This window comes from Pedococcus sp. P2_E4 (genome assembly GCF_056403935.1).
Window position 1 is genome coordinate 90,163 of record NZ_JBFUEO010000010.1, and the last position, 16,060, is coordinate 106,222.

Genomic DNA, 16,060 nt, shown 5'->3' on the forward strand with positions numbered 1-16,060 from the left:
CACCTGCGAAGGACACACCATGTCTGGCTTGCTCTACCGACTCGGCCGCTGGGCCGCGGTCCACCCCTGGCGGACGATCTCCGCCTGGGTCCTCGTCGCCGTCGCTGTCGCCGGACTCGCCGGCGCCCTCGGCGGTACTCCCCAGGACGACTACGACGTCCCCGGAGCCCGCGCCCAGGTCGGCATCGACCAGCTGCGCGACCACCTCCCCGGAGCCGGCAACGCCGGCGCCCGCGTCGTCGTGCACGACCGCGACGGCGGCACCCCGACCGACGTCGACCTCGCGACCCTGACCAGCCGCCTGCAGCGGATGCCGCACGTGGTGCAGGTGATGCCCCCGGTGCGTTCCGCCGACGGCGACACCGCCCTGGTCACGCTCAGCTACGACGTCCCGGTCACGCACCCGGACCTCATGGAGAACCTGACGCCGCTCGACGACGCCGTCGCACCACTGCGTGACGCCGGCCTGCAGGTCGAGCTCGGCGGGGACGTCCCTGAGAGCGCCGCCGCCCCCATGGAGGGTCGTGGCGAGCTGGTCGGCATCGTCGTCGCCCTCGTCGTCCTCGTGTTCACGCTGGGCTCCGTCGTCGGAGCCGGTCTGCCGATCGGCACCGCCCTGGTCGGGCTCGGGATCGGCAGCGCGGGCATCACGCTGCTGGCCGCGACGACCGACGTGAGCACCGCGGCGCCGATGGTCGCCACCATGGTCGGGCTGGGTGTCGGCATCGACTACGCCCTGCTGCTGCTCACCCGCCACGCCGAGTACCTCGCCCAGGGCCACAGCGTCGCCGAGGCGGCAGGCCGGGCCACCGCCACGGCCGGGCGGTCCGTGGTGTTCGCCGCGAGCACGGTTCTCGTCTCCCTGATGGGGCTGCGCCTGGCCGGGCTGCCGGTGTTCAGCTCGTTCGGCTTCGCCACGGCGATCGTCGTGCTGTGCGTGATGGCCGCCTCACTGACCCTGGTGCCGGCCCTGTCCCGGCTCGCCGGGCGTCGCCTGCTGCCGCGCCGCATCCGACGCGGTCGGGCCCCCTCCACGCGGACCCCGTTCACGGCACGCTGGGCGGCGCGAGTCGCCAAGCGGCCGGTGGTCTGGGCCACCGTCGCATCCATCGTGATGCTGACGCTCGCGATCCCGGCGCTCGACATGCGGCTCTGGCCGCAGGACCCGAGCAGCCAGTCCACCGAGCTCACCACCCGGCGCGCCTACGACCTCGTCAGCGCCGAGTTCGGGCCGGGCAGCAACGGCCCGCTGACCATCGTCGCGGACCGCACCCGCCTCAGCGACGGGCAGGTGGCAGGTATGGCGGCCGCGCTCGACGCCCGCGCCGACATCACGGCGGTCACCCCCGCCCTGACGTCACCGGACGGTGCGATCACCGTGTTCGACGCCATCCCGGCATACGGGCCGACGGATGCCCGCACCGGTGGCCTGGTCGACAGCGTCCGGGCGTCGCTCCCGCAGGGAGCGGAGCTGACCGGTGGCACGGCGTTCTTCTCCGACATCTCGGACATGCTCACCGGTCGCCTGTGGCTGGTCATCGCGTTCGTGGTCGCCGTCTCGGTGCTGCTGCTCGCGATGGTCTTCCGCTCGGTCGTCATCCCGATCAAGGCCGCGGTCATGAACCTGCTCAGCATCGGCGCCGCGTACGGCGTCATGACCGTGGTGTTCCAGTGGGGCTGGGCGACCGACCTGCTGGGTCTCGACCACTCCCTGCCGGTGTCGAGCTGGGTGCCGATCCTGATGTTCGCCATCCTGTTCGGCCTGTCGATGGACTACGAGGTGTTCCTGCTCTCCCGGATCCGCGAGGACTGGCTCCGCACCGGTGACTCGCACGGCAGCGTCGTGCGCGGGCTGTCGTCCACCGGCCGGGTCATCTCCAGCGCCGCCGCGATCATGGTCGCCGTCTTCCTCGGCTTCGCGAGCGAGGTCGACGTGGTGGTCAAGCAGATCGGCGTCGGCATGGCCGCAGCGATCTTCCTCGACGCCACCGTCGTCCGGATGGTGCTCGTGCCCGCCACGATGCAGCTCCTCGGTGACTGGAACTGGTGGGTGCCGCGCTGGCTCGACCGCGTCCTGCCGACCGTGCGCGCCGAGGTCGACGACGCCGAGCTGGACCTCCCGGCCATCCCGGCCATCCCGGCCATCCCGGAGCCCCGGCCGCAGGCGGACGAGCCCGAGCGCGAGCTCGTCGGCAGCAGCCGCTGACGTCCCTGAAACCCTTGACCTGAAAGGAATCCCGACATGACCACCACCAGCACCCCACCCGCCCCCTGGCCGGAGCAGCTCACCTTCCCCGGCCAGACGGCAGCCCACCCGGGCCCGGTCGACATGATGATGATGTACGTGATGCACCACGGCTTCCGCCGCGACCTCGCGGCCTTCGCCGCAGCCGCACGGGCCACCCCGGCGGACGCCCGCTCGACCTGGCGGGCCCTGGCGGCCCGCTGGGACCTGTTCGCGCAGGTCCTGCACCACCACCACGGTGGCGAGGACGCCGGTCTGTGGCCCGCACTGATGGAGCGGGTCGACGACGAGGGCCGGGCGGTGCTCGAGGCGATGGAGGCCGAGCACGGCGAGATCGACCCGATCCTGACGGCGTGCGCCGCCGGGTTCGAGCGGCTCGCCTCGCACGCGGACGACGACGCCCGGGCCGCCCTCGCGGTGCGGCTCTGCGCCGCCAAGGAGAGCCTCGGCCGCCACCTGCGGCACGAGGAGACCGAGGCGATCGCCATCATCCAGTCGGTCCTCACGAACGAGGACTGGGAACGCATCGAGGAGGAGCACTTCCGCCAGGGGGTGCCGTTCAGCGACGTCCTCGCGATCGTGCCGTGGGCGGCCCACGGGGTGCCGTCGCCGCTGCGTAGGGCCGTCTTCGCCAAGACAGGGCGACCCAACCACGTCCTGTGGCTGCTCACGCGGCGCGCCTTCGAGAAGCGGGAGCGGCTGGCCTTCGCCTACGTCGACTGAGTCCCCGGCTCACGCCAGGGGTCAGAAGCCGTACCGGTCCCGCTGGTCGCGCATCCACTGCGCGACCAGCGGGATCTGCCACTCCTCGGCCAGCTCCAGGGCCCGGTCCGCGTGCTGTGCGGCCAGGTCGAGGTCGCCGACGGCGGCAGCCGCGTGGGCCAGGAAGCCGTCGACCGGCCCGGTGGCGTTGCCGGAGCCCGCGGACGTGCACCGGCCGGCATACGGAGCGAGTCGTTCGTATGCCGCGGCGGCGAGGTCGCGGTCACCCAGCCCCAGCGCCGCCTCGGCGGCGCACGACCAGTTCAGCATCGAGAACCAGTCGTCCTTGGACAGGTCGACGGGGTGCTGGCGGGCGTGCTCCCGGGCCTGCTCGACGCGGCCGGCGCGCAGGAGGTAGGTCAAGTAGGTGCTCGTCACCGGCAGCGGCGTCATGGACTCGAACTCGGCCAGCCGGGGGATCGCCTCCTCGTAGCGGCGCTGCCACATCCGCAGGGACAGCCACGCCCCCGCGGTGGCGTCCTCGCCCTGGTGCAGCGACATCTCCTGGTCGAGCCGCAGGATGCTGGCCATCTGCTCCTCGCACTCCTCGAACCGGCCCTGCATCGCGAGCCAGGGCAGCGAGAGGCTGTCGAGCACGAGCAACCCGTAGGGGAGGCGCAACCGGGTCGCCCAGTCCCGGGCCACCGCGGCATACGACCACATCTCCTCGACCAGCCCGAGCTCGGACGCCACCACCGCGCCCAGCGTCGTCGTGACCACCGAGGCGCGCTCGTTGCCCAGCCGCAGCGCGAGCGCCATGCCCTCGGTGATGCGTTCGCGGCGCTGCTCGGCGGTCGAAGGGCACCAGAGGGCGACGAAGGCGATCTGGCACGCGTCGAGCAGCAGGGCGTCGTCGCCGAGCCGGCGGGCCATCGCCATCCCCTCGTCGACGAGGGCGCGACGCTCCTCGAAGGTCGAGCCGTAGTAGATCTCGAGCGCCAGGCTGAGCATGACGCGGCAACGCACCAGTGAGTCGGTGTCCGGCAGCCCGGCGAGGGAGGCGCGCAGCGCTCCCACCACCCGTTCGTTGACGAACCCCGGGGGACCCGACTGCCAGAGCGCGCCGATCGCCGTGGCTGAAGCCGCCCGGCCGAGCAGGTCGACGTCCTCGAGCTCCTCGGCGACCTCGATCGCCGCCTGGGTCGTGGCCACCAGACCGGTCCAGTCGCCGGCCCACCGCTGTGCCGCCGCGAGGTCGGTCAGGACGTCGTACCGCTCGCGCAGCGTGGAGTCCGGGTCGAGCGGCAGCGTCTCGAGGGCGGACCTCAGCAGGTCTGCTGCCTCCTCGTGGGCGTGCAGCCGGCGGGCCAGGGCCGCCGCACCGACCGCTGCCAGCCAGGCACGTGAGGCGTGCGCCGGTCCAGCGCGCAGCCAGTGCCGGGCCACCTCGGTCTCGCGTCCGCTGACACCCTGCAGCGACTCGGCCACCCGCGCGTGCGCTCGCGCCCGGCGGGCCGACGGGATGTGGCGGTAGATCGTGTCTCGCACGAGCGCGTGGCCGAACAGGTAACGGTCGACCCCGTCCTCGCGGAGCAGCCCGGCCTCGAGAGCAGGATCCAGCGCGTCGAGCAGGTCGTCCTCGTCGAGGCGGGAGGCGCCGGCGAGCGTGGCGAGGTCGAACTGCCTGCCCACGACGGCTGCCCAGCGCAGGGCGGAGGACGTCGCCTCGGGCAGGCGCTGGAGCCGTCGCACGAGGACGTCGTGCACGGCGGCGGGTGGGTCAGCCTCGGCGACGAGGGCGGACAGGTCGCCGCCCTCGCGGGCCAGCCGGGCGTACTCGACGAGGAAGAACGGGTTGCCCTCGGTGCGCTCGCGCAGGGCCCGCGCCTCCTCGTCCGAGGGGATCGCCTCCGACACGGCGGCCACGACCCGGCCGGCCTCGACCGGGTTGAGCCCGCGCAGGTCACGTCGCACGGCGTGCCGACGGGCGAAGGTCTCGACCGCGTCGAGCAGGGCGTCGGCGGGCTCTGGGTGGCTACGCCACGTGCCGAGCACCAGCAGCCGGGCGTCGTGCATGGTCTCGCCGAGCAGCCGCAGCACGCGAAGGGAGGCGACGTCGGCCCAGTGCAGGTCGTCGAGGACCACGAGCAGCGGTCGCCCGCGCGCGGCGTCGACGACCTCGCCCGCAATGGCCTCCCAGGTGCGGAACCGGCCACCACCGTCGTCGTCCGGCTCCTCGTCGGGCAAGTCGCGATTGAGCCCGCGCAGCACCTGCCGCCACGGCCACAGCGGAGGAGCACCGTCGTCCTGGGAGCACCGTCCGAGCAGCACGGTCACCCCGCGCTCGACGGCCCGGGCGGCGAGCTCGGCGGCGAGGCGGCTCTTGCCGATCCCGGGCTCGCCGACGAGGGCCGCGAGCCCGGGGGTCCCCGCCCGGGCGTGGTCCAGGGCCTCCACCAGGTCATCGAGCTCGTCGTCGCGTCCGACGAGGGGCCACGGCGGCAGGGTCGGCACGATCCCCTGCACCCGGTGGTCTGCCTCGGCCGGGCCGTCGGCCCTGGCCCTGGCCGGACGCTCGCCCGGCGAGGTCGGCGAGGTGGACATGACCGGTGCCGCCGGCGACACCGTTGCTCCGGTGGTCGTGCTGCTGGGTCTCCAGTCGAGGGCGGGGTCCTGGCGCAGCACCGCGGACTGGAGCTCGCGCAGCTGCGGACCGGGCTCCAGGCCCAGCTCGTCGTCGAGCACCTCGCGGACCGTGCGCAGCGCCTCCAGCGCCTCGGCCTGCCGTCCCGAGCGGGTGAGCGCGATCGCCCGCAGTCCCCACAGCCGCTCCCGCAGCGGGTATGCCGTGGTGAGCGCCTCGAGCTCGCCGGCGAGGGTCGCGTGGTGGCCCAGCTCGAGCGCTGCCACGGCACGGTCCTCCAACGCCACGACGCGCAGCTCCTCGAGGCGGGCCCGTTCGGCCACGGCCGAGGGGGCGTCCTCGAGCTCGAGGTAGGGCGTGCCGCGCCACTCGGCGAGGGCCGCGTCCAGGTCGGCCACGATGCCCGACAGCTCCTCGCGGGTCAGGCCGCTCGACTCGTGCAGCCGCCCGTGCTGCCCGATGGTGCGGTGTGCCCGGCTCACGGCGCGGTCGAACCGTGCGACGTCGAGGTCGTCCTCCGCGACCCTCAGCGCGTACCCGGGGGCCACCGTGACCAGCACGGTCGACGGTGCCCGTGCCGCCCGGCCGGGCTCGAGGGCGCGGCGCAGCCCGGCGACATACGCCTGCAGCGTGCCGCTCACCCCGGGAGGCGCAGCCTCCGGCCAGAGGGTGTCGACGATCGTGTCCACCGAGACCGGCCGGCCGGCCCCCAGGGCGAGCACGCTGACCAGGGCGCGTTGCTTGCGCGTCCCGAGATCCACCGCGTCCGGCCCGATGAACGCCTGCACGGCGCCGAGCACCCCTAGCCTCACCCGCCCGAGGATAGGTCCGGGTGGCTTCGCTCCGCTCCGCCTTTCGACGCAGACGATCGTCCGCCGCACGCGGTCCTCCGGGCGACCAGCTCGCGGTGCAGCCGGGATTCGGGAGCCGGGGGCGGTCAGCACCGACGCAGGCGCCGGCGGTCTGAGACCACCGGCGCCTGCCCCTCACCCCCGGAGGAGGGCTTCGTCGTGCCTGCTCAGTCGGTGACCCGGCCGTCCTCGAAGAGCCTCGGGATGCGGTGGTTCCCCACGAACAGGCCCTCCGGGTCGACGGCGGAGCGGATCCCCTTGAGCTGCAACCACGACACCTCGTCGTAGGCGGTCCGCGGGTCGACCGGGTTCTCGGAGAAGTTGAGGTAGTTGCGACCGTTGGACCACGGCGCGAGCGCCGAGGTCAGCTGGTGCGCGTCGTGCTCGCCCTGCTGACCCATCTCCGGCGTCGCGGCGATGGCTCCGGCGAAGGTGGCGAAGGCCGCGTCGAGCCGCTTGAGCGCACCGCCGCCTTCGTGGTCGCGCCCCAGGGCCCCTCCGAGCTGGCGGAACTCGGCCAGCAGCAGCGAGGACGTCGACCCCGGGCCGACCTCCGCCAGGAAGGCGTCGATGGCGGCGTCCGGCAGCGACCCCAGCATCGTCGAGTCGGAGACGAACGGCGAGGGGCCCTCGGGGTCCATGTGCAGACGCACGAGGGAGCTCGCCGGGACCCGGCCGAAGGTGTCGATCTCCGGTCGCAGGGCCCGCAGGCCGGCCAGGGCCGCCTCGCCGCGGGTGTCGCTGCCGAGGACGGCGCCGTCGATGACGACCACCGAGCGGCCGCGCAGCATCTCGGGGATGTCGGGCAGCGGCGGCAGGTTGAGGATGCGGAAGGCGGTGGTCACGTCGTCGGCCGCCCCCGGGGCCCACTGGGCCCACCGGCGCAGCACGGGCTCGGCGAGGTCGCGGTCCCACACCATCATCCCGGCATACGCGGACTCGATGCCGTAGAGGCGGAACTCGAGGGCGGTGACCACGCCGAAGCTGCCACCGCCACCGCGCAGGGCCCAGAAGAGCTCCTTGTTGCGGTGGGCGTCCGCGCGCACGTGCTCGCCGTCGGCGGTCACGAGCTCGACCGCGGTGAGGCTGTTGGTGGCCAGACCGAGCTTGCGGGCGTACCAGCCGATGCCGCCACCCAGGGAGTACCCGGCGATGCCGACGTCGGGCGAGCTGCCGTGCAGGGCGGCGAGGCCGTGCTCGCCGGCCGGGGCCGTGGCGTGCTCCCACAGGGCGCCACCCTCGACGCGGGCGATCCGGCGGACCGGGTCGATGGTGACCCCGGTCATGGCCGAGGTGCGCAGGACGACCACGTCGTCCAGCCCCTGGGCGGCGAGCGGGCCGGCGTTGTGGCCGGTGCTCTGCGGCGCCACCCGCAGGTCTGCGGCCGCGGCGGCGCGGACGACGGACTGCACCTGGGCAACGTTCGTCGGGTAGGCGACGGCGGCGGGTCGCTGGTCGACCGCGACGTTCCAGGGCATCCGGGCCGCGTCGTAGCCGGGATCTCCCGGCAGGTGGACGACGGCGTCGGACAGTCCGCGCAGCACGTCGGCGCGTCGGTCGGCCCGTTGGTCGGGGGTGGTGAGCTCGATGGTCATGGGTGTGACTCCTGGTCCTGTGTTCGTGGTGCGGTGTTCGTGGTGTGCCACCACCATGGAGCGCGGCCCTTGGGGTCAACTTGGGCCGGACTTGGGATCCCCAACCGCACCCGAACGCAGGCGACCGACGGCATCCGGCAACGGCGCCTCCGCCGCGTGGTGGACACCGGTTGCCCGCCAGCGGGCCGAGGCGCCTAGTACTCCTGACCGGCACGCTTGACCATGACGCCGGGAGCACCCGGCGGCTGGCTCAGACGAGACTCATGCAGGGGGTCTTCCATGACGGTGATCGAGCGTCTCTACGACAACGACTGGTACGTCGCCAATGCCGCTCCGGGGGCCCGGGAGCAGCTGGCGGCGGACGTGACGAGGACGTGGATGGAGGCCGAGTCCGCGCAGGAGGACGTCCGGCGGGCGCGGACCGTGGCCAACCTGGCGCCGACCCGGACGGCCCTGGCCCTCTCGCTCGGCAACGCCGTCAAGGCCGCGCACGAGCGCGCCAAGGCCCGGGCCGCGGAGGCCGCCCGGTGCACCGACATCGTGGCCGGGCACGCGTTCCAGATCAGCCGCTCGAACGGACCCGACGGCGCGATGACGATGGAGATCCGTTCCTGCACACTGCTGCGCAAGGCCATCCTGGCCCGGTCCGCGAAGTCGGCCGCGTGGGAGGCCGTGCTCGTCGACCCCCAGTCTCGCTGGGGCGAGCGCACCAGCACGACCCTCGGCGGCGACGCCTGGGAGGCCCTGCACTGGACCTGCAACTGGATCGTCACCGGCGACCTCTGACCCTCTCGACCCCCAACCATCTGCCGCGCGACCAGCCAGGTCGCGCGGCAGATCGGTGTGAGTGGTCAGTCGAGGTCGAGCTGCGCGAACCACGCCGCCGAGACGCTCTGCGGCACCACCATCGCCCAGGCCTCGGTGACCAGCTCGGGCAGTCGGTCGGGGGTGAGCGCCGCGGTCCACGCCTCGACCCACTGGTACCTCAGGTCGACGGGCCCCGGCATGAAGAACACCTCGGGCTCGGCCGCCACGAGGGCCGCCCGCTCCTCGCGCGGGTAGGCGAACCCCATCTCGGTCTCGTCGCGTGAGAAGGCCAGCCAGACGATGCTTCCCACCCGGAACTTGATCCGGTCCCGCACCACCACCTCGTAGGCGCGCGGCAGCGGCGCCGCGATGCGACGGACGTCCTCGACGGTGATCGCCACCCCCGACTGTCGCAGCGACCACCGACAGCGGGCCACCCCTCGGAGGTGGTCAGGATCGGCCGTCAGGCCTCGGGGACGTTCCTGCGCAGCTCCTCGAGCCAGGCCCGGGCCGCGACGTCGGACGGCATCCGCCAGTCGCCGCGCGGCGACAGCGACCCCCCGGCGACGACCTTCGGGCCGTTCGGCAGCGCGGAGCGCTTGAACTGGTTGGCGAAGAAGCGGGTGACGAAGACCTCCAGCCAGTGCCGGATCGTCGCGAGGTCGTATGCCGTGCGCCGGCCCTCGGGGTAGCCAGCCGGCCAGTCGCCGGCGGCCGCGTCCGCCCACGCGTGCATCGCGAGGAAGGCGATCTTGCTGGGGCGGTAGCCGCGTCGCAGGACGTGGTAGAGCGTGAAGTCCTGCAGCGCGTAGGGGCCGACGGTGTCCTCGGTGGACTGGATCTTCTCGCCCGGCTCGGTGGGCACGAGCTCGGGGCTGATCTCCTGGTCGAGGATCTCGGTGAGCGTGTCGTTGACCTCGCCCTCGAACTGGCCGCTGCTCACGACCCAGCGGATGAGGTGCTGCATCAGGGTCTTGGGCACGCCGCCGTTCACGCCGTAGTGCGACATCTGGTCGCCGACGCCGTACGTGCACCAGCCCAGTGCCAGCTCGGACAGGTCGCCGGTGCCGAGCACGATCCCACCGCGCTGGTTGGCGGCCCGGAACAGGAAGTCGGTGCGCAGACCGGCCTGGACGTTCTCGAAGGTCACGTCGTAGACGGCCTCTCCGTCGCCCGCGGGGTGGCCCAGGCCCTTGAGCATCTGCGTGGCGGCCGGCTTGATGTCGAGCTCCTCCCACGTGATGCCGAGCGACTCCATCAGGTGGATGGCGTTGCTGCGGGTCCCCTCCGTCGTGGCGAAGCCCGGCATCGTGAAGCCGATGATGTCGGTGCGCGGGCGGTCGAGCCGGTCCATCGCCTTGGCGGCCACGATCAATGCATGAGTGGAGTCCAGCCCTCCGCTGACGCCGATGACGATCTTGGGCGCCCAGCTGTCGGTGGACATCGCCCGCAGCCGCTGCTCGAGGCCTGACACCTGGATGTTGTAGGCCTCGTAGCAGTCGAGTGCGAGGCGGTCCGCGTCGTCGGGCACGAACGGGAACCGGTCGACCTTGCGGCGGAGCCCGAGGTCGCCCGTCGGGGGCTTGAGGAAGAACCCGAGGGTGCGGAAGTCGGCCCCGTCGGCGGCGTCGACCCCCTCGGTGCGGCGGTTGTCGTCGAACGACCCCTGGCGGATCCGTTCCTGGCGCAGCCGGTCGAGGTCGACGTCGACCACGGTCGCCTGCGGGCCGTGCGGGAAGCGCTCGGTCTGGCCGAGCAGGTCGCCCAGCTCGTAGACCATCGTCATGCCGTCCCACGACAGGTCGGTCGTGGACTCCCCACCGGACGCCGCGGCATACAGGTAGGCGGCGTTGCACCGGGAGCTCGCGGAGCGGGCGAGCAGGTGCCGGTCCTCGGCACGACCCACGGTGATCGGCGACGCCGAGAGGTTGAGCAGCACGGTGGCGCCCGCCAGCGCGGCCTTGGCGCTCGGCGGCACCGGCACCCACATGTCCTCGCAGATCTCGACGTGGACGGCGAGCCCGGGCACGTCCTCGGCCTCGAAGACGAGGTCGGGACCGAAGGGGAGGTCGCCCTCCTCGTCGGCGCCCGGCCAGTGCGGCGCGTGGAAGAAGTCACCGCGGGTGTCATCGCCGGGGGCGAAGTGGCGCTTCTCGTAGAACTCGCGGTAGTTGGGGAGGTTGGACTTGGGCACGACGCCGAGCACCTCACCGCGGTGGATCACGACGGCACAGTTGAACAGCCGGTTGCCGTGACGCAGCGGGGCGCCGACCACGACGACCGGCAGCAGCTTCGCGGTGGCTCTGGCCACGGTGACGACGGCGCGGTCCACCTCGTCGAGCAGCACGTCCTGGAGCAGCAGGTCGTCGATCGCGTAGCCGGACAGCCCCAGCTCCGGGAACAGCGCCACCGCGACCCCGTCGTCGTGCAGCGCCCTGACCTGCGCGATCGTCGTCTCGGCGTTGCGCGCGGGGTCGCCGAGCGCGACGGGCAGCGTGGCCGCTGCCACGCGCGCGAAGCCGTGGCGGTACGCGGACAGGAAGTCAGACTGCGCGGGCCCGTGGTCCATGGTCCGAGTCTGTCAGAGCGTCGGTCGCCAGATGTGTTCGCGGAGTGGCGTCACGCTCAGCCCAGTCGTGCGTCTGTATGGGGTGAGTCGACCGAGTGGGTGGACCTCAGGGCAGAGGATGACGATGTACAGGTCTGGCGCAGTGGTGACTGTCGGCTCGGTGCCGGCGCTCGCGGCCACGGGCTTCGACACTGCGGTGACGGTGGTCGTGGCGGTTGCACTGGTGGTGCTCGGGCTCGGGTTGTTCCGAGTCGTCGCAGTTCGCCACCGGTAGCTCACCGTGTCGCTGAAGCCGGAGCGACCGGGCCGCAGCCGAGCCCTCCGGATCCGTCGTCTCCTGGTGAGCGGAGCACTCTTCGCCTTCGGTGCGGCACTGCTCACCGTGACCCGTCAGGCATGCATGCTCGAGGCTTCCGTCCAGCACTGGATGCTCGAGCGTTTGGGCGTGGATGCCGTCCACCTGCAGACGGCCGTGCTGTTCCCGATCGACGGCCAGCGGGCTGGAGTCACCCTGAGTCCCGGGTGCAGCGTGGGGCCCCTGCTGGGCGTGTTCCTCCTGCTCGCGTCCCCGATCGCGCACCTGCGCGCCGTGCGGGCCCGGCGCGTGCTGGCCAGCGCAGTCGTCCTCGTCGCCATCTTCGTCCTGGCCAACCAGCTGCGGATCCTGGTGATCGTCGTGGCGATGATGCGGTGGGGCTTCGACCGCGGCTACGAGGTCTCGCACGTGTTCTTCGGCTCTGCGATCACGACGATCGGCTTCGTCCTCGGCGCCATCGTGTTCGTCCGCCTGTTCGCCCCGCAGCCACGCATCCCCGCGGCGTCATGACTCGCGTCTCTCCGCAGGTCGACCTGCTCGCCTTGGTGCTGTGCATCGTCTTCCTCGCGTATGTCGCGGCGATTCTCATCCCGTACCTGCGGCGCCCGCCCGCCCGGCTCGGGCGACCGGAGGACTTCTCATGGCACTTCTTCGTCCCCTGCCTCAACGAGGAGCAGGTCGTCGCCCGGTCGGTGGGGCGCCTGCGGGCCGACCACCCCTTGGCCCATGTCTGGTGCATCGACGACGCGTCCACCGACTCGACCCCCGAACTGCTGAGCCGTCTCGCACAGCACGACGGGCACGTCCACGTGGTGAGCCGCCGGCACCCGGTCGCCCAACGGGGCAAGGGGGACGCGCTCAACGACGCGTGGACGCACCTGCGGGCATGGCTGTCGGCAACCCTGCCCGACCACGACCCCGCCAGGGTCGTCGTCGGCGTCCTGGACGCTGACGGTCGGCTGGCCCTCGACGCCCTCGCCGTGATCTCAGGTGACGGTGGGTTCGGCGATCCTGAGGTCGGCGCGGTCCAGGTGCAGGTGCGCATGCTCAACCGCGGCCTCGCCGGGCCGGATGCTGACGACCCCGTGGCCGACACCGGTTTCGGGCGGCTGCTCGTGACGCTCCAGGACCTTGAGTTCCGGACAGTCATCGCCGCGATGCAGCACCTCCGTCACCGACTCGGCAGCGCCGGCATGGGTGGCAACGGCCAGTTCTCCCGGCTCAGCACGCTCGACACCATCGCCGAGGGCCACGGCACTCCCTGGCACGGCTCCCTGCTCGAGGACTTCGAGCTGGGCCTGCACGTCCTGCTCACCGGCCGACGGAACCGCTACTGCGACGACACCTGGGTGGCCCAGGAGGGACTGCCCGACGTCAGGGCCCTGCTCCGGCAGCGGACGCGATGGGCCCAGGGCGGCATGCAGTGCGCGAAGTACCTGAAGGCGGTGCTCGCCAGCCCCCGGATCAGCACGCCGTCGGCGATCGAGATCGCGTACTTCCTCCTCGTCCCGTGGACGCAACTGCTCGGCACGGTCGTCTACGTCGCGGCGGGTGTCTCGATCGGCTGGTTCGCCGTCCACACCCCTGGTGGGGTGCAGGAGTGGTTCGCCTCGGGCGCCTGGGGTCTGATCCCGCTGGTCGTCCTCTTCGGCGTCGCGCCCATCGCGATCTGGGCCGCGGTCTACCGCCGCGGCGAGCCGACGGTCAGCCGTGGTCGGGCGCTCGTCCTGGGCCTCACGTACTGGCTCTACACCTTCGTGATGGTCGCCGCCGTCTGGCGCGGAGCCTGGCGGATCCTGCGATCGCGGGGCGACTGGGTGAAGACGGCGCGCGTGCTCCGCCACCGCGAACCGGACCCCACCGTCCGCGAGCAGCCCGCCGTTCACCCCGCCGTCCACCCCGCCGTCCACCCCGCCGTCCACCCCGCCGTCCACCCCGCCGTCCACCCCGCCGTCCACCCCGCCGTCCACCCCGCCGTCCACCGCGGCAGTCACCCTGCCGTCCAGTCCGCTGCCCAGCCCGTCATCGCCCAGCGATAACTGACACCCGGAGGAACCATGAACACAACCCGTCTCCAGACCGCACTGGGCAGGGCGACGGCTGCGACGGCCGCCGCGCTGGCCGTCGTGCTCGGGACGGCCGTGGCGGCCCACGCCGCCACCGTGAGCCAGTCGACGGCGTCAGCGATCAACATCGCGGCCCTGTCCACCCCGCTCATCCCGGTGTCCGGCGCAGCCAATGACGGCAGCACCCCGACGACGACCAGCAGCCTCAGCGGCGCCATCCCCCTGATCCCGGGCCAGAGCCTGACGAACACCGGCGTCTATGCCCAGACCGCCATCGCTTCGGCCGCCGGGACGTCCGCCGCGTGTGGCGGGATCGTGGGCACGGGAGGGGGGCTGACCGTCGGAGCCGATGGCACCTGTGTCGCGAGCACCAGCGGACCCGCCATCGTCAACCTGCCGTCGTTCTCCGTGGCCGGGACGGGCTTCACGTTCCGGCTCGAGGCGAGCTCGTTGTACGCGTTCTGCACTGCCGCGCAGGCCGACTCGGCGACTGGCTTCTCGGCAGGTTCCACCCTGGCGAACGTCAAGATCGTCGCCCAGTCCACCGTCTTCGGGATTCCTGGCCCTGCCGTGACCATCCCGCTCAACGTGAACCAGCCGGTCAGCATCCCGGCACCGTTCAGCTCCGTCCTCAGCGTCGCGCTGAACCAGGTCGACACGACCGGCCCGACCACCTCCGCCACCGCGCTGCACATCGGCCTCGGCCCCAACAGCTCGATCCTGTCCCTCGACATCGGCAAGGTCACCTGCGGGGCCAACGCCCTCACCAAGGACGTCCCGATGCTCCCGCTCGAGGGTCTGGTCGTCGCACTGGGTACGGCGGGAGTGATGACTGCCGGAATCGCTGGTGTACGTCGTCACCGCGCCCGCCGCCCAGTGGTCTCCAGCTGACATCCCGGCGTCGCCGCGGCTCCGCCGGCATCGCCTGTCGCAGATCCGCCCGCCTGTGGCACGACCCTCACTGCCCGGCTGCGGTTGCCGACCTCCACAGTGCGGTCGCCCACTGACCGACCGTGGGCATGCCGCCGGCCCCGCCGGGGTCGGCGGGTGTGGGGCGGGGTCACGCTGGTTCCTGCGCGGCGCGCCGCGCGAGCAGCTGGTCGTAGGAGCCGCGGGTCAGGTCCCACTGCACCCGGTCACCCTCCGGACCGGTCACGACCTGCCCGGCGAGGCGTCGCTGGTGGACGATGGTGTGGTGCCGCTCGCACACCAGGGCGGCGTTTGCCAGGTCCGAGGTGCCGAAGTCGGCCCAGTGCACCAGGTGATGTCCGTCGGTCCAGGCGGGTGGGGCCCCGCACCCGGGGTAGGTGCACCCGCCGTCCCGCAGCCACAGCCGTCTGGTTTGGGCGGGGGTGAAGAACCGGACCGTGCGGCCCAGGTCGAGCACCTCACCCCTTGACCCCAGCACGACCGGGACCACGGAGGCGTCGCACGCTAACCGGCGCACCGTCTCCGGCGCCAGGTGGGTGCCGGTGTCGAGCCCACCCAACGTCGTACCGGCCCCGGTGGCATCGCGCAGCGACGCCCAGTCCATCGTCACCAGCAGCGTGGTCTTGGCGTTCTTGCCCACGCTGTCGTCCGCGGCCACCGCCCGGCGCACCAGCGCGATGAGCGCGTCACCGCGCCGGCGGTCCGAGGTCCGCAGGTCACGTTCGCCGTCGACGCCGCGCGGTGCCGAGAGGGGTCCGAGGGCCGCCTCCAGGACCGCCTTGCCCTCGGTGTCGAGGGTCAGGTGGTAGTCGTAGATGCCGGTCGGGCAGTCCTGCGGCTGGGACAGCGACACGAACGCCTTGGCGGCGTCCTGCTCGCGTTGCAGGACGTCCTGGCGGCCGTGTCGGGCCAGCAGCGCCGGCCGCACCAGTCGGCAGCCGCGGGGCCCGTGCTCGGCCGCCATCGCGATCAGCCCCGCCAGCACGTGCGGCTCGGCCCCGCCGGTCAGCAGCGGGCGCAGCTTGTCGGCCTCGACCACGACCGCGGCAGCGGACCGCACCGGCAACACCCCCGCCCGCACCGCCTCGGCCACCGGCGCATTGACCGGCTTGCCGAACGCCGCCGCCAGCTCCACCACCTGCCGCGCCCCACCTGCCCGGGTCGACGGCGCATGACACCGCACCCACTGGGTGACCGTCAACGCCGCCGACCCACCGGAGGTCTCCCCCCGGCCCATCGCCTCGGCCGTCACCATCACCCGCGCCACGTCGCACGCGCCACCCAACGCGTCGACCTCCGACAAGAGCCCGGCCAGCCCCTCGGGACCGCCGCCAC

12 protein-coding genes are annotated in these 16,060 nt (G+C 72.7%); 7 read left to right on the forward strand and 5 right to left on the reverse strand.

Features of this window, described 5'->3' with window-relative positions; all coding sequences use genetic code 11:
• Positions 1 to 19 precede the first annotated feature (19 nt).
• Both AC1DV7_RS07445 and AC1DV7_RS07450 read left to right on the forward strand, forming a co-directional pair.
• Positions 20 to 2,206, forward strand: coding sequence for an MMPL family transporter (locus AC1DV7_RS07445; protein WP_477596121.1), 2,187 nt, complete (start codon positions 20 to 22; stop codon positions 2,204 to 2,206).
• A 36-nt stretch (positions 2,207 to 2,242) separates the two neighbouring features.
• Complete coding sequence (locus tag AC1DV7_RS07450) at positions 2,243 to 2,968, forward strand: hemerythrin domain-containing protein (protein WP_477596123.1); 726 nt, start codon at positions 2,243 to 2,245, stop codon at positions 2,966 to 2,968.
• Between the two features lie 21 nt (positions 2,969 to 2,989).
• On the opposite strand, the gene AC1DV7_RS07455 is transcribed toward AC1DV7_RS07450, so the two are convergent.
• Both AC1DV7_RS07455 and AC1DV7_RS07460 read right to left on the reverse strand, forming a co-directional pair.
• Positions 2,990 to 6,403 carry a BTAD domain-containing putative transcriptional regulator gene (locus AC1DV7_RS07455; RefSeq protein WP_477596124.1) on the reverse strand — a complete coding sequence of 1,138 codons (3,414 nt, stop codon included), beginning with the start codon at positions 6,401 to 6,403 and terminating at the stop codon, positions 2,990 to 2,992.
• Between the two features lie 206 nt (positions 6,404 to 6,609).
• Positions 6,610 to 8,037 (reverse strand): FAD-binding oxidoreductase, encoded by a 1,428-nt coding sequence (locus AC1DV7_RS07460; protein ID WP_477596126.1) that lies wholly within the window; start codon positions 8,035 to 8,037, stop codon positions 6,610 to 6,612.
• A 279-nt stretch (positions 8,038 to 8,316) separates the two neighbouring features.
• Between AC1DV7_RS07460 and AC1DV7_RS07465 the strand changes: the two genes are divergently transcribed.
• The gene (locus AC1DV7_RS07465; RefSeq protein ID WP_477596128.1) at positions 8,317 to 8,823 is read left to right on the forward strand and encodes a hypothetical protein; all 507 of its coding nucleotides are present in this window, start codon (positions 8,317 to 8,319) and stop codon (positions 8,821 to 8,823) included.
• Between the two features lie 65 nt (positions 8,824 to 8,888).
• Here AC1DV7_RS07465 and AC1DV7_RS07470 read toward each other — a convergent pair whose 3' ends face one another.
• Both AC1DV7_RS07470 and AC1DV7_RS07475 read right to left on the reverse strand, forming a co-directional pair.
• Positions 8,889 to 9,245, reverse strand: coding sequence for an MmcQ/YjbR family DNA-binding protein (locus AC1DV7_RS07470; RefSeq protein WP_477596130.1), 357 nt, complete (start codon positions 9,243 to 9,245; stop codon positions 8,889 to 8,891).
• Between the two features lie 62 nt (positions 9,246 to 9,307).
• Complete coding sequence (locus tag AC1DV7_RS07475; RefSeq protein ID WP_477596131.1) at positions 9,308 to 11,413, reverse strand: NAD(+) synthase; 2,106 nt, start codon at positions 11,411 to 11,413, stop codon at positions 9,308 to 9,310.
• Between the two features lie 124 nt (positions 11,414 to 11,537).
• On the opposite strand from AC1DV7_RS07475, the gene AC1DV7_RS07480 reads away from it, so the two are divergent.
• The 4 genes from AC1DV7_RS07480 to AC1DV7_RS07495 all read left to right on the forward strand — a co-directional run bounded on the left by AC1DV7_RS07480 (position 11,538) and on the right by AC1DV7_RS07495 (position 14,686).
• On the forward strand, positions 11,538 to 11,687 hold the full coding sequence (locus AC1DV7_RS07480; protein WP_477596133.1) for a hypothetical protein: 150 nt from the start codon (positions 11,538 to 11,540) through the stop codon (positions 11,685 to 11,687).
• A gap of 66 nt (positions 11,688 to 11,753) precedes the next feature.
• Positions 11,754 to 12,239, forward strand: a complete 486-nt coding sequence (locus tag AC1DV7_RS07485; protein ID WP_477596135.1) for an archaeosortase/exosortase family protein — start codon at positions 11,754 to 11,756, stop codon at positions 12,237 to 12,239.
• On the forward strand, positions 12,236 to 13,768 hold the full coding sequence (locus tag AC1DV7_RS07490) for a glycosyltransferase family 2 protein (RefSeq protein WP_477596136.1): 1,533 nt from the start codon (positions 12,236 to 12,238) through the stop codon (positions 13,766 to 13,768). Before AC1DV7_RS07485 ends, AC1DV7_RS07490 begins: the two co-directional genes overlap by 4 nt.
• 18 nt (positions 13,769 to 13,786) lie before the next feature.
• Positions 13,787 to 14,686 (forward strand): hypothetical protein, encoded by a 900-nt coding sequence (locus AC1DV7_RS07495; RefSeq protein WP_477596138.1) that lies wholly within the window; start codon positions 13,787 to 13,789, stop codon positions 14,684 to 14,686.
• 169 nt (positions 14,687 to 14,855) lie between these two features.
• Here AC1DV7_RS07495 and AC1DV7_RS07500 read toward each other — a convergent pair.
• On the reverse strand, positions 14,856 to 16,060 hold a 1,205-nt coding region (locus tag AC1DV7_RS07500), incomplete at its 5' end, for an HNH endonuclease signature motif containing protein (protein ID WP_477596140.1).

Bases quoted from the DNA above. Each gene is read 5' to 3' on its own strand.
- AC1DV7_RS07445 (WP_477596121.1), top strand. From the start codon at position 20: ATGTCTGGCTTGCTCTACCGACTCGGCCGCTGGGCCGCGGTCCACCCC.
- AC1DV7_RS07495 (WP_477596138.1), top strand. From the start codon at position 13,787: ATGAACACAACCCGTCTCCAGACCGCACTGGGCAGGGCGACGGCTGCG.
- AC1DV7_RS07480 (WP_477596133.1), top strand. From the start codon at position 11,538: ATGTACAGGTCTGGCGCAGTGGTGACTGTCGGCTCGGTGCCGGCGCTC.
- AC1DV7_RS07475 (WP_477596131.1), bottom strand. From the start codon at position 11,413: ATGGACCACGGGCCCGCGCAGTCTGACTTCCTGTCCGCGTACCGCCAC.
- AC1DV7_RS07460 (WP_477596126.1), bottom strand. From the start codon at position 8,037: ATGACCATCGAGCTCACCACCCCCGACCAACGGGCCGACCGACGCGCC.
- AC1DV7_RS07450 (WP_477596123.1), top strand. From the start codon at position 2,243: ATGACCACCACCAGCACCCCACCCGCCCCCTGGCCGGAGCAGCTCACC.
- AC1DV7_RS07490 (WP_477596136.1), top strand. From the start codon at position 12,236: ATGACTCGCGTCTCTCCGCAGGTCGACCTGCTCGCCTTGGTGCTGTGC.
- AC1DV7_RS07465 (WP_477596128.1), top strand. From the start codon at position 8,317: ATGACGGTGATCGAGCGTCTCTACGACAACGACTGGTACGTCGCCAAT.